This window comes from Bacillus sp. TH19 (assembly GCF_016651075.1).
Lineage (GTDB): Bacteria > Bacillota > Bacilli > Bacillales > Bacillaceae_G > Bacillus_A > Bacillus_A mycoides.
Genome location: NZ_JAEKEO010000007.1, coordinates 517123 through 539733, shown reverse-complemented (window position 1 = coordinate 539733; position 22611 = coordinate 517123). Strand labels below are relative to the sequence as shown.

Sequence of the window (22611 nt, the reverse complement as noted above, 5' to 3'; positions counted from 1 at the left end):
GTTTATCAGTTATATTTACTTATAACACAGAGGACGCAACAAAAGAATACATCTAGATTTAAAGGAGGTTACAAATATGTTATTACAAGAGATTTTATCGTTCAATGAACAATTTGTAGAAAATAAAGAATACGCTCCTCATGAAGCGACAAAAATGCCTAAAAAACGTATGGTTGTTGTTTCTTGCATGGACGCTCGTTTAATTGAGCTACTTCCAAAAGCTTTAGATATACACGATGGTGATGCAAAAGTTATCAGAAATGCAGGTGGTAAAATTGCTTCTGCTTTCGATAGTGTTATGCAAAGTGTTGTCGCATCAGTATATGATTTAAATGCAGATGAAATCTTCCTTATCGGACACCAAAGATGTGGTGCGAGCCAAACTAATCCAAAAGGAACACTTCAAAAAATATTAGATCGTGGAGTAGCTTCACCAGAAATTTTATCAGCGATTGAATATGCTGGTGTTGACCTTGAAAAATGGTTATTTGGATTCGATGATGTCAACGGTTCAACTCAAGCTAATGTTGATTTAGTAAGAAATCATCCACTTATTCCAAAAGATGTTCCTGTACATGGTTTAGTTATTGATCCTCACACAGGTAAATTAGATTTAATAGTTGATGGATATAAAGCATTAAATGGTATGAAAAATTAATTATTACTTAAATGAAGGGAAGTTATTAGATATGAATAGACAAGAAGCTACGCAAAAAATTATGGAAGCAAAAATTGCAAAAGGTTTAACATGGGAAGAAATTTCAAAAGTAAGTGAAAACTCTGAGACTTGGGTTGTAACAGCGTTATTAGGACAAGCTACAATGACACGTCCAGAAGCAGAAAAAATCGGTAAACTATTAGAATTAGATGAAGAAGTAGTTCAAGCATTAACAGTAGTTCCACTTAGAGGTCAAGTAATGCAAATGCCTCCTACTGACCCAATCTTATATCGATTATATGAAATGATGTTACAATACGCACCAACTCTTAGAGAATTAATCCTAGAAAAAGCTGGCGAAGGTGTAATGAGTGCAATTAACTTCAATCTAGGTGTGGACACACAAGAAGATCCAAAAGGTGGCGATCCTCGTATCGTGATTACACTTAACGGGAAATTCTTACCGTTCCGTACATGGTAATTAATTAAAAATCTATTTATATAATTAAAGTGATTTTATAGATTTACAAAATCCATCCTTTTTAATCTAGCTGTGTAGAAAGGATGGATTTTTACTATGAGATTCTTTTTATACGAGGGAGAATAATATGAATAAAAAATACGTCGATACGAGCTTTAGTATTCTACAGTGGTTTGTGTTTTTATTAGCAAATGCAATTGCATTGCCTATCATTATTGGTGGCATATTCCATTTATCAATAGAAGATATCTCAACATTAATGCAACGAACTTTTTTAGTTGTAGGAGTAAGTTCATTTATACAAGCATGGTTTGGGCATCGCTATCCCATAGCGGATGGGCCAGCCGGCTCATGGGTAAGTATATTTGTCATATTGGGACAAGTCGCTATGCATCAGGGACAAAGTGCAAAGGATGTATTACAACTTTTAGAAGGTGGATTAATTATTGCAGGTATATTACTCTTCGTCCTTGGTATAACAGGGCTTGTTCATCGAATTCTACGTTTATTTACACCCTTGGTTACAGGAACTTTTCTTTTAATATTATCTCTTCAGCTTAGTGGTGTGTTACTAAAAGGAATGATGGGATTACAAGGAGCTGTAACTCATCCTGATTATACAACGGCTGCTATTGCGCTCTTTGTTTTTGCCCTTATTACTTTCTTATCAATTAAAGGGAACGGATGGATGAAAAGTTACGCTGTGTTACTTGGAATTTCATGTGGTTGGCTTTTGTATGCTGTATTAGGAAAATCATCTCATATACCTTCACACACACCGTTAGTTAAGTTACCAGAGCTATTTTCTTGGGGCACACCTAGATTAGATATCGGAATGGCTCTAACTGCAACTTTATTTACATTTCTTTTAGTTGCAAATACAATCGCTGCTATTTCGGCTGTAAAACAAGTGGCTCCGTTATCTAAAGAAAATGAAAAGCAAATACTGAACCGCGGCGTGTGGGCCGGAGGTATATCGCATATTATCTCGTCGGTGTTTTCTACAATTGGAATTGTACCATTACCTGCATCAGCAGGATTTATTCAACTAACAGGACAAAGAAAAGTGAAGTCGTTCCTTATAGCAAGTCTTATATTAGCAGGAATTTCTTTTATTCCTTCAATTGTAAACTTTATATCCTTGCTACCAGGTCCTATTGCTAATGCCGCACTTTTAGCAACATTTGTCCAAGTAATAGGCATTTCATTCCAATCCATTTTACGTGAAGAATTAAATCAACGCCGATTAACTATATTAGGAATTTCATTATTAATCAGTTTGGGAATAATGTTTCTTCCAGAAAGTGCATTTAGCGGAATTCCTTCTTCCTTACAATATGTTTTAAGTAATGGATTACTTGTGGGTACCATGCTTGTCATTCTATTGGAACAGTTTTGGAAAGAGTAAAATTTGTGACTAAGTAAAAAAGCGCCCTGCTTACAGGGCGCCTTTTTATACCTAATGACTAATACTAGCAGTTGGGTATAATGTTGTTCCTCCAATTGAAACTTTTATTTCATTTGTTAATGGAACATTTTGTTCATTAATAATTGTTCTCCACCATTCCCATGCAAGACCAGTACATTCTCTAGCTACGATTTTTATATTTTTTGAATTTGGTGGAAGAGGGATAACTGTAGAGTAATGAGCTGTTTTGTCTCTGCCGCTACCATCCCATGTTTTATGTGTTAGTACTTCTTTCCCATTTTGATCAAATGTGAATTCATCCCAAGATACATCAAATTGAGCAACGTAAGCACCGTAATGATCCAGTGTCATTTTAGCACTTGAATATTCTGTAGTTGTCGTCTCGATATAATCTGTATTGTTATGAACAGCAGCAGTTGCATTATCTTTTAAAAAAGTACTTGTATATGAAATTGGGTATGCTGGATTTTTAAGACTTAATTCAGCATTATCTTTAATGATATTTCGGATTTCATTGAAATCTTTAGTAACAACCTTGTTATGCTCTTTCGCATCTCCGCCTAATACTACAGCAGTAAAAGTACTTTCTTCAAAAATATCTTTGTACTGTCCACTCGTTTCGACGCTGTTATTCTTAAGTAAGGCTTTAAAAGCAGCTTGTACATCTTTGCTCTTAGATGTTGTTTCTAATTTTACATAAACAGTTCTACCATAAGCTACATTTGAGACCATAACAGGTGGAGCCGAATTACTTACACCTTTACGAGTTAACTCACCAAAAGTAACACTATTATCAAAAAGATCGGATGGATTGTTAGGTAGTTCAGCACTTACGGTATAAAATATTTGCTTATATGCCGCTACCATCACTTTTTTCTCTCCATTTGCAACCGCATTAAAATCAATGTTTAGACTGTTATCAAGATATTTGGCGTTAACGTTAAGGGCACTTGCGATTTGTGATTTACTATAAACCATAGATTCTGTATACTGCATTCTTGCGGGTAACGTATGTGTTTTAGAATACTTTTCATTCCAAGTAGATACTAAATCATCTACTGCTCCAGCCACATTACCATATGTCGGATTTTGGACAGTAATTGTATTTTCTTTTCTCATGCCAGGTAAGTCTATACTAATATTCAAAGGCTTTCTCTTAGCCACTAATAAACTCGGTTGATTGTCTGCAAAAGCTTTATTTGCAAGTTGTACCGCTCCTGGATACGTACGATTCACCACAGAATCAATAATCGAAATATCGACTGGTGAAGTTGTAAGTGATTTTTTCTCGCGTTCCACTACTACAAATTTACCATTTGAATTGATACTTTCTTTTGGAACAAAGCTCTCTACTTTATCACCATTTACAGCTAAAACCTCTTGATTATTATATTTAAGATTTGCTATACCAGTATCAATGCCACTAGCATTTTTGGTTACATCAGTTGCATTACCTACTTGTGTTTCTGCGAAGGAAATAGATGAATAATTAATAGTGCATAGACTAACTAATAAACACGCAAGGAACTTTCTTCTTTTAGTGTTTTTCTTAATATTCAGAAAAATCACCCCATTCTTTTTTTAGTAAGATATGATAATGATTGATAAATGATTGATAAATGATAGCTAACTAATAAACCTACATAAATGCTTTCAAAAGTTCTTGAATTAACGGGATTACGCCACCTACAAATTTCAAAACTGCCATTGCGATTTCCATATTATTTCCTCCTTTTTTATTGCTACGAAAATGTGATTTATCTTTATGCCCTCATTATAGTGACCCCTTACACTTTTATCAATACACTCTTATATGCAATATTACATACAAAAAAACAAGCTGAATTCTTATAAAAAGTTATACAGAGATAAATTTTTCGTTTGGTAAATACTTGAAAACACAAAGCATTCCTTTGCATTTCATAAGTAATTTACAAGTTTATTGTTGGAAGCATCGCAGGACCGGAAGTAATGAAATACATGCAGGACTGTTACGAGCAGCCAGAAATATTAAGAGTTATCATGGGCAACCGCATAAAAAAAGCTGCTGCCTATAAAATACAGACAGCAACTTCAACTAGAGTAGCTGGCATGATTTACACAAGCTACAGTATTTTTTTGACATACTCATTTTTCACATTTTGTAACTAATAAACAGCGATTGGCCCATAAGGACCTTTGATAATTTCAATTTTCGTTTCAAAAATATCTGTTAAAATTGTTGGGTCCATAACCTCTTCTACTGTTCCAAAAGCAGCAATTTGTCCATCCTTCATAGCACAAATTTTATCCGAATATTTGGCTGCAAAATTTATGTCATGCATAACAGTCAAAATTGTTCTTCCAAATTCATTAGCTGCACGTCTCAAATGCTCCATCATTTGAACAGAACGAGCAACATCAAGGTTGTTCAGAGGCTCGTCCAAAAGTACATATTCAGTCTCTTGGCACAATACCATCGCTACATATGCCCTTTGTCTTTGGCCACCAGAAAGCTCATCTAAATATCTATTCTCTAAATTAGTTAAATCTAGGAAATCGATATATTTAGAAATAATAGCTTCATCCTCTTTAGTTAATCTTCCCTTTGAATAAGGAAAGCGCCCAAATCCAACTAATTGTCTAACAGTAAGCCTAGTTACAAAATGATTCTCTTGTCGCAATATGGTCAAAACTTTTGCTAAGTCTTTTGATTTGGATTCAGAAACATCCATATTTGCTACCTGAATTTGGCCTTCATCCATATCTAAAAGTCTTCCAATCATCAATAGTGTCGTTGACTTTCCAGCGCCATTTGGTCCAATTAAAGAAGTAAAGCCCGCTTTTGGTATTTCAATATCCAAAGGTCCTATTTTCACCTTATCAGTATAGAACTTTTTAACATTATCAATTTTTATCATAAAGCCCTCTTCCTTAAAACTATAGTTAAGAATATGATTCCACCAAATAATTCAATAATAACTGAAACTACACCTTGAGCATGGAATACATGATACATTAAAAAGTATGCACTCGTCATTATCAAAAATCCTATTGCAAAAGCCATTGGAAAAATATATCTATGATCATAAGTTGACGCCGCCTGATAACTCAAAGTTGCTACTAAAAAGCCGTAGAACGTAAGTGGTCCAATTAGAGCTGTTGAGATAGACATCAAAATAGCAACTAACACAAGCGTATAAATTACACTAGGTTGATATTTAACCCCAAAAGAAGTAGCAACATCCTTTCCTAATGACAAAACATTCAACTTCTTAGAATGAGCAAAAATTAATACTGCTACAATTATGATCATAGGAATTACAATAGGAAAATATGCAGGGTCTGCATGATTAACAGAACCAAATAATCTCGCTTGTAAAATATCAAATTCTGAAGGCGCAAGTAGTTTTCTCATGAAAGTTGACACAGAATTTAGCCCGGTACCAATAATAATTCCAACTAAAAGCATAAGTTGTAAATTCCCGTATTTACCGGAAAGTAACCATCCATAAAGTATCAAACTCATGAAGACCATCACAACAACTTGAAATAAAAATGATCCAATTCCATTAAAGTTTATTAATGCACTAGCACCAAAGAAGAATATTGTACTCGTTTGAATTGCTGAATAAAGTGATTCGAAACCTAAAAGTGAAGGAGTAATAATCTTATTATTCGTAATAGATTGGAAAGCAACTGTCGATAAGCTATGGCAAACTGCAGCAATAATCATTGCAACAATAGCCACTATCCTTCTCTTAACAACTGGGATAAAAGAAGGTGAATCTATCGGAACTGGGTTATTATAAACTAAAAGTCCATATGAAGAAAGGAGACCTAAAGCAATCAATGTTATGAGTAAAATCCAATAACGTCTTGCTTCCTTCTTAGAACGAAAAGCACTAGCTGATCTACTTTCATTATGAAGGCTAGAATCGATTTCGACATTTTCTTTATTTTTATATTCTAATGTGATCATCGCAGCCTCCTTGGTTTTCTTTGTCTCAATAGAATAGTAATAAACACGACCGCTCCCACTGTTGCAAGTATTAAAGAAACAGGGACTTCAAAAGGCTTTATAATTGTTCGAGAAATGATGTCACAGGCAGTTATTGTCCCCATTCCAATCACACAAACCCAAGGTAAATTACTTCTAAGATCATCACCTCTAAACATGGAAACAATATTTGGCACAATTAATCCCAAGAAAGGTAAGTGTCCAATAACAGCTGCAACAATTCCAACTGCAACAGAGATAAGGCCAGTCCCAAAAAGAACAATTCTATTGTAATTAACGCCAAGGCTTGTTGCGACATCTTCTCCTAGTCCAGCTAAAGTCAATCTATTAGCATACATAAAAATAAGCAAAGTAATGATAACAATCAGCCATAAATATTCATATCTTCCCACCTGAATGTTAGCAAATGAACCTACGAACCAAGTTTCAATACTTTGCGTCATTTGAAAAAGAAGTCCCATAAAAGTAGAAACTGCAGAAATAACTGCTCCAAGCATCAATCCAATAATCGGGACAATTAAAGACGAACGAAGCTTAACTCTTCTTAAAAATAAAAAGAAAATCATAGTTCCTATAAAAGAAAAAATGATTGCACCAGTCATTCTTTGAACTAAAGTCGGGGCAGGAAATAATAAATACACAAAAAGCAGGCCTAAGCCTGACCATTCAATAGTACCCGTTGTAGTAGGTTCAACAAAGCGATTCTGTGTAATGAGTTGCATTACGAGTCCTGCCATCGCCATTGCAGCTCCAGTAAGCATTAATGCAACTGTTCTCGGAACACGAGTGATGAAAAACATTTCCATTCCATCCTCTTGTCCACGTATATCATAAACTCCAGTAAACAGTGATATAATCCCTAAAATCATAACAACTATAACCGCTATTATAAAAGGTTTTGTCCATATTTTATTGTGATTATAAAACTGGGGTTGAGAAATATTCTCAACCCTAGAAATCATATTTTTTGACACTGTTTCGTACCCCTTTACACTACTTAGCTAAAGTTTTTGCAAGATTTCCAAATAACTCTACATAAGTCTGAATTGATTCATTTGTGTAAGTATCTTCTGGTGCATAAACAACTTGTTTTTTAGAAACAGCAGTTGTGTTTTGAAGAGCTGGTGATTTAGAAATAACATCCTTAGCAGGTGTTGACTTAGCTGCATCAGATGTTGCAGCATCACGATCTAATACGAAAAGCCAATCAGGATTTGTTTGTGCAATAGCTTCAACAGAAACGTCATCACCTTTATGACCTGCAGTAGAATTAGACACTTCTAATGCTGGAGTCCAACCGAAAATTTCATACATTGGTCCCCAAACACGACCAGAATGTGGAGCAGCAAAACCAATATTCCCACCAGTAACGATAACACTCATAACTTTATCTTTTCCGTTATAAGCAGATTTTGCTTTTTCAATAGATTTATCAAAATCAGCTACTAATTGTTTAGCTTCTTTATCTTTATCAAAGATTTTTCCTAGAGTAGTTGTAGAATTTTTAAGTCCATCTACTAAATTTTTTCCAGGCGTAGTAGATTTCTCAGAAACATCAAAATTAAGATCAATAACAGCTGCTTTTGGCACTAACTTTTTGATTTCTTCGTAATGATCAGCAAATCTTTGACCAACGATTACAAGTTCAGGGTTTGCCGCTGCAATAATTTCAAGATTTGGTTCGCGGTGATTCCCAATATTTTTAACTGAATCATCCTTTTTATATGCTGAATCTGCAGGCATTATATCCTTTGGAGCAGCCGCTAATTTAATTCCCCAATCAGATAAAGTTTCAAAAGTTCTGTTATCCAAAGCAACTACATTCTTTGGGTTTACAGGGACTTTAACAGTTCCATGAGCATCAGTGATTTCAACCGTTTTTGGCTTATCACTACTATCACCTTTATTAGCTTTCGAAGTTTCCTTACTTGAATCTGAGCAAGCTACTAACATTAAAGTGAAAATTGCTAGAATACTTACTAATTTTAAAAGCATAGTTTTTTTCATACGTATACTCCTTATAATGTAATTTAGTTCGAAAATGATAACGTCCATAGATTAAATTAGATAGTAACTTTTCTGCATTTAAATCGCTATTGATAATCATTTTCATTTGAACATCCTGTTAATAAGTATAGTCATTAATTATGTGAAAATCTTGTGAATGGTGTGAGTTAATAAAATTAAACATAAATTAGATACAGTCTCATCTAATGCGCACCAGAGTCATCCCCCACACGTACTAATCAATAGATTGGGCACCTTATAAACCATGATTTCTACTGCAAAAAAATGCCCATTAATAGCTTGTTTTTTCATAATCCATTGCCTGATAGCAATCTTCTTTTTATAGTTTCCGTCTTTTAATATTTCACAGAAACTATTTGATTATCAGGTTTAATAGAAAAAACGAGTAAAACTGTATGAAATAGTTTTACTCGTTTTTTCTATTATGACAAACTGTACTTTACCTATTATCTTATTTTTATCATTCAACCATTGAATAGCCTCTGCCATGTATCGTTTGAATATATCTGTCTTTCTTCTCGCACTTTAACTTTTTTCTTACATACCCAATATATAAGTCTACTACATTTGGATTTACTACTACGTTATATCCCCAAACCTGATTCAAAAGCATTTCACGGCTCAATATTGTATTTTTATTCTTGATTAAAAATACAAGTAAATCGTACTCGCGCTTCGTAAGCGAGAGATTTTTACCACCTTTTTTCACAATATGGCTAGATGCATCAACAAAGAGATCTTTAAACTGAAAAAAATTTATCTCATTTTGCTGGATACAGTCAGTTCTCCTTAAAATAGCTTGAACCCTTGCTACTAATTCTTCTTTCACAAATGGTTTTCTAATATAATCATCTGCTCCTGCTTGTAGCCCTGCTATGCAATCCTTGCTAGAAATATTGTCGGTCACAATAATTATCGGTGTCGTTTTAACAAGTCGTATTTGTCTACAAATTTCTGGCCCCGATATACTTAATGAATCCCAATCCAATATGATAATATCCCAATCTTGTTCATATACTATATTTAAACCTTGGTTTTCATTGTGAAGTTTTAAAATGAAATAGCCCTCTTGCGTTAGACCGCTTACGATTTTCTTTGCAAAAGACCGTTCATTCTTAATTACTAACACCTGCTTCACCGATGGTTCACCTCTACTTCAATATAACTTAGTTGGATAAAAAATTATCCCCAAAAAATAATTTAAGATTTATAAGTATTAAATTCCTAAAAAAAGTCATTATAACAGCTTATTAGGAGAACTCTATATAATCTTACAATAGATATGGAGAAAAACACAAAATATATGAAGATTTAAATAAATATTTTTTAATCATTAAGGGGCAGCTATAGTATCTACCTGCTTATCATCAATAACCATTTCTTCATTTTTTGTTTCAGAGGGATCGCTCCATCCCCATCACCTTAAGCATTTTATAAAACCACAAAACAAAAAAACTGTATTCTTTCTATTTTTCTACTTATAAATACTTGTGTAGAATTCATTTTGTTGTTGTTTATTTAGAGAAAATTGTAATCGTTAGGGGATGACACACACAAAATGCATTGAGAATGGAATTGAAGAAAACGAAGAATTGGATACATTCTATTTTTAGAACCGTAACTTTTCCATAAACAAAAAGAACCATCCCCCCGCCACTCTGGCAAAGTTATGGTTCATATCATACAAAATAAAAAACCACCAAACAGTTATGTATTGGTGGAGACGGTGGGAGTCGAACCCACGTCCAAAAATATCGGCACTTAAGCTTCTACGAGTGTAGTCGATATATTAGCATTTCGCGAACTCTTCGGCCTATCGACAGGCTTCCAAGTTGCTAGTCTGATTGTTCTCTTCCTTCGCCCTCAGACGGCGAACTCCGGCGTAGTCCACTTAGTTTGAGTCCCTTACCCTACCACATGGACGATGGAGGGAGGAACCTTTAGTGCAATTAAGCAGCTAAAGAAAGATTGTTTTGTTTGCCAATTATAGGCTTTGACGTTTTAACGAGGCCGATCCCCTCGACTCGCAACCTAAGCTCGAACTATCCCTGTCGAATCCGTAACGTCCCCATGATAAAAATGGAGCATACGAAGAAATATCGTGATAGCTACTAAGAGCTGTTTTTCAATGTGCAACAATCTTACATAAGTTATTATATCATACGCGCGCCGTTTTACAAATGTAAATATCTGTATTACATCTTTTGACGATCACGGAACACGCGTGCAATTTCACGTTTAGCTTCTTTCTCTTTTAAATCGTGACGCTTATCATATTGCTTCTTACCTTTTGCTAAACCAAGTGCCATTTTCGCAAATCCATTTTTCAAATAGATTCTAACTGGAATTAATGCATAACCTGTTTCTTTTGCATAACCTGCTAGCTTATCAATTTCTTTCTTATGAAGAAGTAACTTTCTTGTACGAAGCGGATCGTGATTAAAACGATTCCCTTGTTCATATGTATTAATATGCATATTATGAACCCATACTTCACCGTTATGTATACGTGCAAACGCGTCTTTCAAGTTCACGCGTCCAGCGCGAATCGACTTAATTTCCGTTCCTTGAAGGACAAGCCCTGCTTCGTATGTTTCTTCGATGAAATAATCATGAAATGCTTTTTTATTTTGCGCAATAACCTTACCTGTACCCTTTGGCATATAACGTCCCTCCTCTATTTTTACCATTGTAACAAATGTAAACCAAAAGCGAAAGTGGCTCGCTCAGAATCTTTGGACATTGGAGCTCCCGACAAAGAAGCGCTTTTTGCTTCGTCCGAGGGCGCGAAATGGCCAATAGATTCTAGCCACTGTAGCTGGATTCCAACAAAAAGCGAAAGTGGCTCGCTCAGAATGTAAGGCGAAGCCACTCTTTTCTTACTTGCGCTTTTTCTTTTTCTTCTTGAATCCTGGTACATTTTCAAAGAATCCTTTTTTCTTCTTACCATTACCATTACTATTACTATTACTATTACTATTACCATCTTTTTTCCCTGGCTGACTAGCGGATGTGGATGCAGATGCTTTTCCTTTTCCTTGTCCACCACGATCAAACTTTCTTCCTGTGCCGCGTTCACCACCGCGCTCATTACTACGTTCGCTACGTCCACCGCGTTTCTTTCTGCCTGTTCTTGGCTGTTCAATCACAACCGGACGATCTTTGAACTTACGACGAGGTGTGCCTTTCATGCCAACGATTTCAAAGTCGATTGCGCGCTCGTCTTTATTTACGTTAATAACACGAATTGTAATTTCGTCACCGATGCGGAATACGTTACCTGTACGTTCTCCAATCATCGCAAAATGTTTTTCGTCATAACGGTAGTAATCATCTGTTAAATAGCTAACGTGTACAAGACCTTCAATTGTATTTGGAAGCTCTACGAATAAACCGAAGTTTGTTACAGAGCTAATCATACCGTCATACTCTTCACCGATCTTATCAACCATATACTCTGCTTTTTTCATTTCGTCTGTTTCACGCTCTGCTTCAACAGCGCGGCGTTCCATATTAGAAGAGTGCTCTGCAATCTCAGGTAAGTTTTCACGCCATTTCGCTTGCGTTTCGTTGTCTACTTTACCATTAATGATGTATTCACGAATCAATCTATGAACAATCGTATCTGGGTAACGACGAATTGGCGATGTGAAATGCGTGTAGAACTCAGTTGATAAACCAAAATGTCCTAAGCTGTTCGAATCGTAACGTGCTTGCTTCATAGAACGAAGCATAACTGTTGAAATAACTATTTCTTCCGGCTGACCTTGAACCATTTCAAGAATTTGCTGCAATGCACGAGGGTGTATTTCATTCGCACGTCCCTTTACTGCATATCCGAAGTTTGTTACAAACTCGAAGAAACGCTCAAGCTTATCTTCTTTCGGATCTTCATGGACACGGTACATAAACGGTACGTTCATCCAGTGGAAATGCTCCGCTACTGTTTCGTTCGCAACAAGCATAAACTCTTCAATTAACTTCTCTGATACAGAACGATCACGCATTACAACATCAGTCGGTTTTCCTTCTTCATCTACTAGTACTTTCGCTTCTTTAAAGTCAAAGTCAATCGCACCACGGCGCATACGTTTTTCACGTAAAATTTGTGCTAACTGCCCCATTTCTTTAAACATTGGCACTAGCGGCTCGTAGCGTTCAATTAGCGCTTCGTCTTCATCTTCTAAAATGCTTCTTACGTCAGCATACGTCATACGCTCTGTCGTTTTAATTACACTTTGGAAAATCTCGTGTTTTACAACATCACCTAGATTGTTGATTTCCATTTCACAAGATAGTGTCAGACGGTCTACTTTCGGATTTAATGAACAAATACCGTTTGATAAACGATGCGGAATCATCGGAATTACACGGTCTACAAGATATACACTCGTTGCTCTCTCTGCTGCTTCAACATCAATTGGAGAACCTTCTTGAACGTAATGACTTACATCCGCAATATGAACGCCAAGCTTATAGTTACCGTTCTCAAGCTTCGTTACTGTAACAGCGTCATCTAAGTCTTTCGCATCCGCACCATCAATTGTAACAATCATTTGATCACGTAAATCACGACGATCTTTTATATCTTCTTCTGAAATCGTTTCTGGTACACTGTTTGCATGCTCCATCACTTCTTCAGGGAATGCTAAAGGTAAATGATGTTTATGAATGACAGATAAAATATCTACTCCTGGGTCATTTTTATGACCTAGAATTTGAATAACTTCACCTTCTGCGCTTAAACGGTTCTCTGGGTAGCCCGTAATTTTCACAACTACTTTATGGCCTTCTACAGCGCCCATAGATGCACTTTTCAAGATAAAAATGTCACTTGTCCAGCGTTTATTATCAGGTATAACAAATCCAAAGTTCTTTGACTCTGTATATGTACCAACTAGTTCCTTCGTTCCACGCTCTAAAATACGAACAATCGCGCCTTCTTGGCGTGATCCACTTGATTGTGCGCTAACACGTGCTAATACTGTATCACCATGAAGTGCACCATTTAATTCTGTCGGCGGGATGAAAAGATCATCATCTCCTGTTTTCTTCTCTTCTGGAACGACGAACGCAAAACCACGTGCGTGCCCAATTAATTTACCGCGTACTAAATTCATTTTTTCTGGAAGACCGTAGCGGTTACTACGTGTGCGGATAACAAGCCCCTTCTCTTCCATCATTACAAGTGCCTTTACGAAATCTTTAAAGCCCTCAGAGCCTTCGATTCCAAATGCCGATTCTAATTCTTGTATCGTTAACGGTTTATACGCTTCTTCCCTCATAAATAATAACAACTTATCAATATGTTCTTGCATGATTTCTTCCAAGCAGAAATACCTCCTTTAAACCCTTATATTATTTAGTGTATCCGAAAGATGGGGGATGTATAAAGTGAAACTTTAATCATCTCCCAATGATTTTTTACAGCTTTCATAAAGTGTAACTTTAACCAGTGGTTTTTGTCCGTCCCCACTGATTATTAGCCTACAAATAGCGGGATAAAAATTCCCTTATGAAAAAAAGAGGCAACTAGACCTTACCAATCTAGTTGCTCCAAGAAGTTATATACATCCTCATGTAGCACATCACGTTCTTTATCAAGTGTAATGACATGCGTAGAGTCTTCATACCATTTAATGTCTTTTAACGTAGATTCTACACCGTTATAAATAATGTTAGCACTATCTGTATTAATCATCTCATCATGACGTGCTTGTACAACGAATGTTGGAGCATAAATCATATCAACATTATTGCGTACGTCACGAATCAACTCCTGTAATGCTTTTAATGTATTCATTGGTGTCTGTTTAAATTCAAACATTTCCTGCTCAATTCGTTCTGGTGATTTTTGCTCACGCTTTTTATATTCGCGGGCATATGCCAATATACCTTGGTACATAATTTCTTCACTTTTAATGTACATCGGTGCACACATTGGTACAACACCTAAAATCGGTAATGTATAAGCAAGTTTTAATGAGAATACTCCGCCTAATGATAATCCAACCGCAGCTATTTTCTCGTAACCTTGATCTTTTAAATGCTGGTAGGCATTCATTACATCTTTCCACCAGTCTTCAGGGCCTGTATGAACAAGCTCTTCTGGTGGTACGCCGTGTCCTTTATAAATTGGTGCATGACAAGTATAGCCTTTCTTCTCTAAGAAACGCCCTAGCATGCGTACGTCAGCTGAGTTCCCTGTGAATCCATGTAATAATAAAACAGCGCGGTCTCCACCTTCAAATGTAAATGGTTTCGGAGATGCTAATTTCATCATGTACTTCTCCTCTTTCTCTTCTGTAATCTAGTCGTATTCTTTCTATTCTTAGTGTACCATATTTATAATTCTATAATCTAATTAGAAACTTTTTTTGAATAACAAATCAAAAAAAGAAGAACCATTAGCATAATCCGCTAACGCTTCTTCTTTTAATTTTATAAATTTAAGTACGTAACACCAATTGTTAGTACGAAGAATAGTACAGCTAAGACAACTGTAACACGGTTTAATACCGCTTCAATTCCACGTGCTTTTTGCTTACCAAACAATTGCTCTGCACCACCTGAAATAGCGCCTGAAAGGCCTGAGCTATTACTAGACTGCATAAGTACCATAACAATCATTAAAATCGATACAATAATAAGTAAAACTGATAATAACGTATGCACTTGGCGTACCTCCTACAAAGATTCAGTTATTTTAAATGTAGCATAAATCCTATAGAAAAGCGAGAGCTATAGAATCGCTCTCGCTTTTCTTCTATTACATGAACATCATTGCGAATAACGGTCCAAGCAAGCATGTCAAAATTGCTGTTAATGTCATTGTTACCGATCCAATAACACCTTCATGCTCATTATTTTTCATCGCTCTCATAACACCCATAATATGAGACGCACATCCAAAGCCAATTCCTTTACCAACTGAGTTTGTAACACGGCTCCATTTTAATAAAATTGGTCCTGAAATCGTTCCAGTAATCCCTGCGATAACGACGAATGCTGCTGTTAAGGACGGGACACCACCAACTTGTTCAGATACACTCATCGCAACTGGCATTGTCACTGATTTTGGTAAAGAAGATAAAATTAAGCTTTTATCTGTTCCCATAAGTGTGGCGATAGCAAAATCACTTGCAATAGCAACTGTTGTACCTACTAATACACCACCAGCAATTGGTACAACATATTTTTGCAGAACATGACGTTGTTTATAAAGCGGGATTGCAAATGCTACAACACCTGGTCCTAATAGCTTCGCAATCCAGCCACCACCACTTTCCATATAATTTTGATATGGTATATCAAGCATTATAAATAAGAAAGCCATTAATCCTGTTGCAACAAGCATTGGAATGGTAAATGGTGTTGGAAATAATTTGTAGATTTTTTTAGATAATTGATATAATAGCACCGTAAAAAGAACCCAACCGATTCCGATTAATATTTGGCTCATTGTGTCTCTTTTTCCTTTCTATTCGCAAGATATTGTCCTGTATGTCCTGCGACAATAATAATTAAAAACGTACTCGCTACAACTGTAATGAAAAGGGAAATTCCTTTACTCATAAAAAAAGCACCGTAATTCATTAAGCCAAGCGTTGGCGGAATTAATAAAAACGGCATAATAGCAACGAGTGTTTCTGCTCCTAAATCAAACCATTTCACTGGAAGTACTTTTAGGCTAAGCAAAACAAGTAGGAGGAACATCCCAATCAAACTTCCTGGAATCGGAAGATTCAATATTTCTTGCACCCAATTTCCAACCATATAAAATACATAAAGAGCAGCAATTTGGACAAGAATCTTTGTAAGTTTCATGTTCATCATCCCTCATGTTTATACGATCTTCTGTTAATATCCTTATCATAGTATAAATTGTAAAAACCTGCAATTTATCAAATCGACAACGAAAACCCACTATATTATACGCTTACACCCTTGATATGACTGCGTTTCCTAATGTAATTTACGTCAAAAACCTTGACCTAATATATAAAGTTTATATTTTCTGAATTTTGCTGGTTATTATTTTAATAAAACAAAATCCTTCACTCCATTTTTATTCTGCCTTCTCTCTAGCACACATATATATATAAAGATAGGTGGTGAACGTATGTCTAAAAAAATTCTCATTTTTGTGATCCTGGAATCGACGATGCGATAGCCCTCCTCCTCGCATTCTTTATCGATGAAATTGAAATTGTTGGGATTGTCGCTGATTACGGCAATGTTCCAAAAGAAATGGCCGTACAAAATGCTCATTTTCTTAAACGAAAATCAAGAAATAGAGATATGAAAATATTTGGTGGTTCAGACCGTCCTCTCAATGGAGGTCCACCCGCTTTTTTTACTAATATTCACGGTAAAGAAGGGTTAGGGCCAATCATCCAAAATGAAAAGTTACAAAACGGAGAAATGGAGAATTTTTTTGAAGTTATCCCTCTTATCGAGCAGTATAAAGACGAACTAATCATTGTAAGTTTAGGGCGACTCACTTCCCTAGCTGCTTTATTTATTTTATGTAAAAACTTAATGCAGCAAATTAAATCTTATTATGTAATGGGTGGTTCCTTTCTGCACCCAGGTAATGTAACTCCCGTATCAGAAGCGAATTTTTATGGCGATCCAATCGCGGCTAACATTGTATTACAATCTGCATCCAACATGTACATATATCCGTTAAATGTAACTCAGTATTCCATCGTTACACCTGATATGGCTGAATATATTGAGGCGAAAGGAAAGGCTTCTCTCGTCAAACCTCTATTCGATCATTACTACTATGGATATTACGAAAAAATTTTACCACAATTAAAAGGCTGCCCTTTTCATGACACGATACCGATATTAGCTTTACTTGATAATTCTATGTTTACCTACTACAAATCACCAATTACCGTCATGACCGAATCTTACGCTCAAGGAGCAAGCATCGGTGATTTCCGCTCTTTAGTAGGATCAAACCCATTCACCAATCGGCCCTCGCAGCAAATTGCTATCGATTTTGATTATAATCTCTTCTTTAAATACTTCATGTCACTTATGACAGACGAACAATTTTAGCAAAAAAAAACAGACCGTGATTTCTCACGGTCTGTCGTTATTTTCTACAATTATCGTTTGATATTGTAGAAAGATTGTAAACCAGCGTAAACAGCGATTTCGCCTAGCTCGTCTTCGATACGTAATAATTGGTTGTACTTAGCAATACGGTCAGTACGGCTCATAGAACCAGTTTTGATTTGGCCAGCGTTAGTTGCAACTGCGATGTCAGCGATTGTAGCATCTTCAGTTTCACCAGAACGGTGAGATACAACTGCTGTGTAACCAGCACGTTTAGCCATTTCGATTGCTTCGAAAGTCTCAGTTAAAGTACCGATTTGGTTAACTTTAATTAAGATTGAGTTAGAGATACCTTTTTCGATACCTTCAGCAAGTTTTTGAGTGTTAGTTACGAATAAATCGTCACCAACTAATTGTACTTTATCACCGATACGCTCAGTTAATAATTTGTGACCATCCCAGTCGTTTTCGTCTAAACCATCTTCAATAGAGATGATTGGGAAGTCTTTGCAAAGCTCTTCGTAGAAATCAACCATTTCTGCAGAAGTTAAGCCAGTACGGCCTTCGCCTGCAAGGTCATATTTACCAGTTTCTTTGTTGTAGAACTCAGAAGAAGCAACGTCCATTCCTAAGAATACGTTCTCGCCAGCTTTGTAACCAGCTTTTTCGATAGCTTCAATGATTACTTCTAATGCTTCACGGTTAGAACCAAGGTTTGGAGCGAATCCACCTTCGTCACCTACTGCAGTGTTAAGACCTTTGTCATGTAATACAGCTTTAAGTGCATGGAATACTTCAGCACCCATACGGATTGATTCTTTGAATGTTGGAGCACCAACTGGTAAGATCATGAACTCTTGGAAGTCAACGTTGTTATCAGCGTGAGAACCACCGTTGATGATGTTCATCATTGGAGTTGGTAATTGTTTTGCATTGAATCCACCAAGGTAACGGTATAATGGAAGACCTACGAAGTCAGCTGCTGCGTGAGCTACTGCCATAGATACACCAAGGATAGCGTTAGCACCTAGTTTACCTTTGTTTGGAGTGCCATCTAATTCGATCATAGCACGGTCGATACCAGCTTGGTCAGTTACGTCGAAACCAACGATTTCTGGAGCGATTGCTTCGTTAACGTTGTTTACTGCGTTAAGAACACCTTTACCAAGGTAACGAGATTTGTCACCGTCACGTAATTCTACTGCTTCGTGCTCACCAGTAGATGCACCACTTGGTACGATAGCGCGTCCGAATGCGCCGCTTTCTGTGTAAACTTCTACTTCTACAGTTGGGTTACCACGAGAGTCAAGGACTTCGCGAGCATAAACATCAATAATTGTTGACATAATAAATTCTCTCCTTTTTATATAAGCAAATTATTTAATAATTGTTTTACCTGTCATTTCTTTCGGTTGTTCCACATTTAAAAGTGTAAGCATTGTTGGGGCGATATCTCCTAAAATACCACCTTCACGAAGCTCTACATCATTTTTTGTAACGATGAAAGGAACCGGGTTAGTTGTATGAGCTGTCATTGGTCCACCTTCAGCAGTTAACTCCTGATCGGCATTACCATGGTCAGCAGTAATAAGTGCTACACCATCTTTTGCAAGAATCGCTTCTACAACTTTTCCTAAACATTCGTCAGTTGCTTCTACTGCTTTAATTGTTGGTTCCATCATCCCAGAATGGCCAACCATATCACAGTTTGCAAAGTTAAGAATGATAACATCATGTTTATCATTTTCAATGTCATTTACTAAAGCGTCCGTCACTTCATAAATGCTCATTTCAGGTTTCAAGTCATACGTTGCAACCTTCGGTGAGTTAATTAAAATACGCTCTTCTCCTGGGAATTCAGCCTCACGACCACCGCTAAAGAAGAATGTAACGTGCGGATACTTTTCAGTTTCCGCGATGCGAAGTTGCTTTAATCCCGCTTGCGCAACAACTTCACCTAATGTGTTATCAAGGTTCATTGGCTTGAATGCCACGTAACCATCTACAGTTTCACTGAAATGTGTCATACAAACGAATTCAGGAATGTGAGGTACTTTTTCACCACGATCGAACTCACGGAAGTCTTCGTTTGTAAATACACGAGCAATTTGAATTGCACGGTCTGGACGGAAGTTATAGAAGATAACTGCATCATCATTATTGATTGTTGCAACTGGCGTGTCATCTTCGTTAACAATTACAGACGGCAATACGAATTCATCATGAATACCATTTGCATAAGAGTCTTCTACACACTCTTCTGCTGATTTATAAGTAGGGCCTTCACCATTCACCATAGCACGGTAACATTTTTCTACGCGATCCCAGCGCTTGTCACGGTCCATGGAGTAATAACGACCAGAGATAGTCGCGAATTGTCCTACTCCTGTTTCTTTAATTACTTCATTTGTTGCATCGATATAACCTTTTGCTGTTTGTGGTCCAACATCGCGGCCATCTAAGAATGCATGGATATATACTTTCTCCACGCCTTCTTTTGCTGCTAAGCGAAGAAGAGCAAACATATGGTTCATGTGACTGTGCACACCACCATCAGAAAGTAAACCGAATAAATGAAGAGCAGTACCTTTTTCTTTCACGCTTTTAATTGCATTTTGGAAAGTTTCGTTCTGATCGAACTCACCTTCACGAATTGCAACGTTTACGCGTGTTAAGCTTTGATATACGATGCGGCCCGCACCGATATTTAAGTGACCAACCTCTGAGTTACCCATTTGACCTGCTGGAAGACCTACTTCCTCACCAGAAGCTGTAAGCGTTGTGTGAGGGAATTTGTTCCAGTAACCATCAAAATTAGGTTTCTTAGCTTGTGCTACAGCATTCCCGTAAGTTTCTTCACGTAGTCCGAAACCATCAAGAATGATTAAAGCTGTTGGCTTTCTCATTTTACCGCCCCCAGAAGACCTAAGAACGAAGCAGGCTCTAAGCTAGCACCGCCAACTAAAGCGCCGTCGATGTCAGATTGTGCCATATACTCTTTAATGTTTTCTGGTTTTACGCTACCGCCGTATTGAATACGAACAGCTTCTGCAGCTTCTGGAGAAACAGCTTCTGCAACAACTTTACGGATGTGCGCACATACTTCATTTGCATCTGCAGAAGAAGAAGATTTACCTGTACCGATAGCCCAGATTGGCTCATAAGCGATAACAGTTACTTTAACTTGCTCTTCTGTTAAACCTGCAAGTGCTTTTGTTACTTGACCTGCTACTAGATCAAATGTTTTTCCGCTTTCGCGCTCTTCTAAAGTCTCACCACAACAAACGATTGGTGTTAAACCATGTTCAAATGCTGCAAGAGTCTTTTTATTTACTGACTCGTCTGTTTCAGCAAACATTTCACGACGCTCAGAGTGGCCAAGTACTACGTAGCCTACTTTTAAGTCGCTAAGTGCTACTGGGCTAATTTCGCCAGTGAATGCACCATTTTTTTCGAAGTGCATGTTTTGTGCACCTACTTGTAAGTCAGTTCCTTCAGCCTTTTCTACTAAGCGCTCTAAGAATAGAGCTGGCGAACAAACTACTGCATCAACAGCTGAAGCTGCTGGGATTTGACCTTTAACTTCCTCTACGAAGCTAACTGCTTCAGATAGAGTTTTATTCATTTTCCAGTTACCTGCGATAATTGGTTTACGCATGCTTTGCACCGTCCTTTTTCTTTGGCTGCTACTTATTTGTCGTTAAGACAAACTACACCTGGAAGTTCTTTACCTTCCATGAATTCTAATGACGCACCGCCGCCAGTAGAAATGTGGCTCATTTTATCAGCCATACCGAATTTTTCAACAGCTGCTGCAGAGTCACCACCGCCGATAACAGAGTATGTATCTTCTGCATCTGCTAATGCTTGCCCTACTGCTTTTGTACCTTCTGCGAATGGAGTCATTTCGAATACACCCATTGGTCCATTCCATACAACAAGCTTAGAGTTTTTAATTACATCTGCATAAATTTCACGTGTTTTAGGACCGATGTCCACGCCTTCCCATGTAGAAGGGATAGAGTCGATACCAACGATTTGAGTTGTTGCAGTTTCAGAGAATTCCTCTGTGATTACAACATCAACTGGCATATAGAAGTTTACGCCTTTTTCTTTTGCAAGTTGCATAAATTCTTTAGCTAGTTCAATTTTGTCGTTTTCACATAGAGATAGACCAATTTCATGACCTAATGCTTTAACGAATGTGTAAGCAAGTCCGCCACCGATGATTAAGTTATCTACTTTGTCTAATAGATGACGAATTACACCGATTTTATCTTTTACTTTCGCACCACCGATGATAGCTGTGAATGGACGTTCTGGGTTAGAAAGTGCTTTACCTAATACATCTAACTCTTTTTCCATTAATAAACCAGATACTGCTGGTAGGTAGTCTGCGATTCCTGCTGTAGAAGCGTGAGCACGGTGAGCTGCACCGAATGCATCGTTTACGAAGATATCAGCAAGAGCTGCAAATTCTTTCGCAAGTTCTGCATCGTTCTTTTCTTCGCCCGCATAGAAACGTACGTTTTCAAGAACTAATACGTCGCCTTCGTTCATTGCTGCAACCATTTCTTGTGCAACTGGTCCGAATGCTTCGTCCGCTTTTTTAACATCTTTACCAAGAAGCTCGCCTAAACGTGCTGCTACTGGAGTAAGACGCAATTCTTCTACTGCTTGACCTTTTGGACGGCCTAAATGACTTGCTAAAATTACTTTCGCACCTTGCTCTATTAAATATTGAATTGTAGGAAGAGCTGCACGGATACGAGTTTCATCTGTAATTTTGCCTTCTTTCATAGGTACGTTGAAATCAACGCGGCAAAATACACGCTTACCTTTTAAATCTACGTCACGAATTGATTTTTTGTTCATTGGATTTCCCTCCGACTACTAGTTAGGATTGACAAAACCCATTCAAAAGCTTAACACATTTGCTTCTA

Annotated in this window: 19 protein-coding genes, 1 other RNA gene and 1 pseudogene; 4 read left to right on the top strand and 17 right to left on the bottom strand. The window is 37.0% G+C overall.

Annotation, left to right across the window (positions count from 1 at the left end):
- Positions 1–76: 76 nt before the first annotated feature.
- The 3 genes from JFU54_RS06375 (at position 77) to JFU54_RS06365 (ending at position 2547) form a co-directional block, all read left to right on the top strand.
- Entirely contained in the window at positions 77–658 is a 582-nt protein-coding gene (locus tag JFU54_RS06375; RefSeq protein WP_016102247.1) for a beta-class carbonic anhydrase, read from the top strand.
- Positions 659–689: 31 nt separating this feature from the next.
- Positions 690–1139 carry a cyanase gene (gene cynS / locus JFU54_RS06370; protein ID WP_001081567.1) on the top strand — a complete coding sequence of 150 codons (450 nt, stop codon included), beginning with the start codon at positions 690–692 and terminating at the stop codon, positions 1137–1139.
- Positions 1140–1266: 127 nt separating this feature from the next.
- The gene (locus tag JFU54_RS06365) at positions 1267–2547 is read left to right on the top strand and encodes a purine/pyrimidine permease (RefSeq protein ID WP_201064003.1); all 1281 of its coding nucleotides are present in this window, start codon (positions 1267–1269) and stop codon (positions 2545–2547) included.
- A gap of 51 nt (positions 2548–2598) precedes the next feature.
- Here the strand turns inward: JFU54_RS06365 and alo are convergent, their stop codons facing one another.
- From alo to JFU54_RS06300, 13 genes are all read right to left on the bottom strand, one after another.
- Positions 2599–4137 carry an anthrolysin O/cereolysin O family cholesterol-dependent cytolysin Alo gene (gene alo / locus JFU54_RS06360; protein ID WP_201064002.1) on the bottom strand — a complete coding sequence of 513 codons (1539 nt, stop codon included), beginning with the start codon at positions 4135–4137 and terminating at the stop codon, positions 2599–2601.
- Between the two features lie 578 nt (positions 4138–4715).
- Positions 4716–5468 carry an iron ABC transporter ATP-binding protein gene (locus JFU54_RS06355; protein ID WP_002089518.1) on the bottom strand — a complete coding sequence of 251 codons (753 nt, stop codon included), beginning with the start codon at positions 5466–5468 and terminating at the stop codon, positions 4716–4718.
- The gene (locus JFU54_RS06350; RefSeq protein WP_000631234.1) at positions 5465–6529 is read right to left on the bottom strand and encodes an iron chelate uptake ABC transporter family permease subunit; all 1065 of its coding nucleotides are present in this window, start codon (positions 6527–6529) and stop codon (positions 5465–5467) included. Before JFU54_RS06350 ends, JFU54_RS06355 begins: the two co-directional genes overlap by 4 nt.
- Positions 6526–7542: an ABC transporter permease gene (locus JFU54_RS06345; RefSeq protein ID WP_000042070.1), complete on the bottom strand. Its 1017-nt coding sequence runs from the start codon at positions 7540–7542 to the stop codon at positions 6526–6528. Before JFU54_RS06345 ends, JFU54_RS06350 begins: the two co-directional genes overlap by 4 nt.
- Before the next feature lie 19 nt (positions 7543–7561).
- Positions 7562–8575, bottom strand: a complete 1014-nt coding sequence (locus tag JFU54_RS06340) for a siderophore ABC transporter substrate-binding protein (protein WP_201064001.1) — start codon at positions 8573–8575, stop codon at positions 7562–7564.
- A 481-nt stretch (positions 8576–9056) separates the two neighbouring features.
- Positions 9057–9734 (bottom strand): response regulator transcription factor, encoded by a 678-nt coding sequence (locus tag JFU54_RS06335; protein WP_201064000.1) that lies wholly within the window; start codon positions 9732–9734, stop codon positions 9057–9059.
- Between the two features lie 577 nt (positions 9735–10311).
- Positions 10312–10666, bottom strand: a transfer-messenger RNA (tmRNA) gene (gene ssrA / locus JFU54_RS06330).
- A 125-nt stretch (positions 10667–10791) separates the two neighbouring features.
- A complete protein-coding gene (smpB, locus tag JFU54_RS06325; RefSeq protein ID WP_002089531.1) occupies positions 10792–11259 on the bottom strand; it encodes an SsrA-binding protein in 468 nt (155 codons plus the stop codon).
- Positions 11260–11475: 216 nt separating this feature from the next.
- Complete coding sequence (gene rnr / locus JFU54_RS06320; protein ID WP_374100959.1) at positions 11476–13914, bottom strand: ribonuclease R; 2439 nt, start codon at positions 13912–13914, stop codon at positions 11476–11478.
- 221 nt (positions 13915–14135) lie between these two features.
- Positions 14136–14876 carry an alpha/beta hydrolase gene (locus JFU54_RS06315; RefSeq protein WP_162836430.1) on the bottom strand — a complete coding sequence of 247 codons (741 nt, stop codon included), beginning with the start codon at positions 14874–14876 and terminating at the stop codon, positions 14136–14138.
- A gap of 161 nt (positions 14877–15037) precedes the next feature.
- A complete protein-coding gene (secG, locus tag JFU54_RS06310; RefSeq protein WP_002016062.1) occupies positions 15038–15271 on the bottom strand; it encodes a preprotein translocase subunit SecG in 234 nt (77 codons plus the stop codon).
- Between the two features lie 94 nt (positions 15272–15365).
- Positions 15366–16058, bottom strand: a complete 693-nt coding sequence (locus JFU54_RS06305; RefSeq protein ID WP_002129877.1) for an LrgB family protein — start codon at positions 16056–16058, stop codon at positions 15366–15368.
- The gene (locus JFU54_RS06300) at positions 16055–16432 is read right to left on the bottom strand and encodes a CidA/LrgA family holin-like protein (protein WP_201063997.1); all 378 of its coding nucleotides are present in this window, start codon (positions 16430–16432) and stop codon (positions 16055–16057) included. The genes JFU54_RS06305 and JFU54_RS06300 overlap by 4 nt, the downstream gene beginning before the upstream one ends.
- 286 nt (positions 16433–16718) lie before the next feature.
- Here JFU54_RS06300 and JFU54_RS06295 point away from each other — a divergent pair.
- Positions 16719–17668, top strand: a pseudogene (locus JFU54_RS06295) (nucleoside hydrolase).
- A 50-nt stretch (positions 17669–17718) separates the two neighbouring features.
- On the opposite strand, the gene eno reads toward JFU54_RS06295, so the two are convergent.
- From eno to JFU54_RS06275, 4 genes are read right to left on the bottom strand one after another with little or no spacing between them, the layout of a single operon-like run.
- Positions 17719–19014 carry a phosphopyruvate hydratase gene (gene eno, locus JFU54_RS06290; protein WP_002034740.1) on the bottom strand — a complete coding sequence of 432 codons (1296 nt, stop codon included), beginning with the start codon at positions 19012–19014 and terminating at the stop codon, positions 17719–17721.
- A 30-nt stretch (positions 19015–19044) separates the two neighbouring features.
- On the bottom strand, positions 19045–20574 hold the full coding sequence (gpmI, locus tag JFU54_RS06285) for a 2,3-bisphosphoglycerate-independent phosphoglycerate mutase (RefSeq protein WP_002129880.1): 1530 nt from the start codon (positions 20572–20574) through the stop codon (positions 19045–19047).
- On the bottom strand, positions 20571–21326 hold the full coding sequence (gene tpiA, locus JFU54_RS06280) for a triose-phosphate isomerase (RefSeq protein ID WP_201063995.1): 756 nt from the start codon (positions 21324–21326) through the stop codon (positions 20571–20573). Before tpiA ends, gpmI begins: the two co-directional genes overlap by 4 nt.
- A 32-nt stretch (positions 21327–21358) precedes the next feature.
- Positions 21359–22543 (bottom strand): phosphoglycerate kinase, encoded by a 1185-nt coding sequence (locus JFU54_RS06275; protein ID WP_002016070.1) that lies wholly within the window; start codon positions 22541–22543, stop codon positions 21359–21361.
- Positions 22544–22611: the final 68 nt, after the last annotated feature.

Coding starts and splice junctions, on each gene's coding strand:
- JFU54_RS06275 (WP_002016070.1), bottom strand. CDS start 22,543: ATGAACAAAAAATCAATTCGTGACGTAGATTTAAAAGGTAAGCGTGTA.
- smpB (WP_002089531.1), bottom strand. CDS start 11,259: ATGCCAAAGGGTACAGGTAAGGTTATTGCGCAAAATAAAAAAGCATTT.
- JFU54_RS06375 (WP_016102247.1), top strand. CDS start 77: ATGTTATTACAAGAGATTTTATCGTTCAATGAACAATTTGTAGAAAAT.
- JFU54_RS06350 (WP_000631234.1), bottom strand. CDS start 6,529: ATGATCACATTAGAATATAAAAATAAAGAAAATGTCGAAATCGATTCT.
- gpmI (WP_002129880.1), bottom strand. CDS start 20,574: ATGAGAAAGCCAACAGCTTTAATCATTCTTGATGGTTTCGGACTACGT.
- tpiA (WP_201063995.1), bottom strand. CDS start 21,326: ATGCGTAAACCAATTATCGCAGGTAACTGGAAAATGAATAAAACTCTA.
- rnr (WP_374100959.1), bottom strand. CDS start 13,914: ATGCAAGAACATATTGATAAGTTGTTATTATTTATGAGGGAAGAAGCG.
- eno (WP_002034740.1), bottom strand. CDS start 19,014: ATGTCAACAATTATTGATGTTTATGCTCGCGAAGTCCTTGACTCTCGT.
- JFU54_RS06340 (WP_201064001.1), bottom strand. CDS start 8,575: ATGAAAAAAACTATGCTTTTAAAATTAGTAAGTATTCTAGCAATTTTC.
- JFU54_RS06355 (WP_002089518.1), bottom strand. CDS start 5,468: ATGATAAAAATTGATAATGTTAAAAAGTTCTATACTGATAAGGTGAAA.
- JFU54_RS06300 (WP_201063997.1), bottom strand. CDS start 16,432: ATGATGAACATGAAACTTACAAAGATTCTTGTCCAAATTGCTGCTCTT.
- JFU54_RS06365 (WP_201064003.1), top strand. CDS start 1,267: ATGAATAAAAAATACGTCGATACGAGCTTTAGTATTCTACAGTGGTTT.
- JFU54_RS06305 (WP_002129877.1), bottom strand. CDS start 16,058: ATGAGCCAAATATTAATCGGAATCGGTTGGGTTCTTTTTACGGTGCTA.
- JFU54_RS06315 (WP_162836430.1), bottom strand. CDS start 14,876: ATGAAATTAGCATCTCCGAAACCATTTACATTTGAAGGTGGAGACCGC.
- cynS (WP_001081567.1), top strand. CDS start 690: ATGAATAGACAAGAAGCTACGCAAAAAATTATGGAAGCAAAAATTGCA.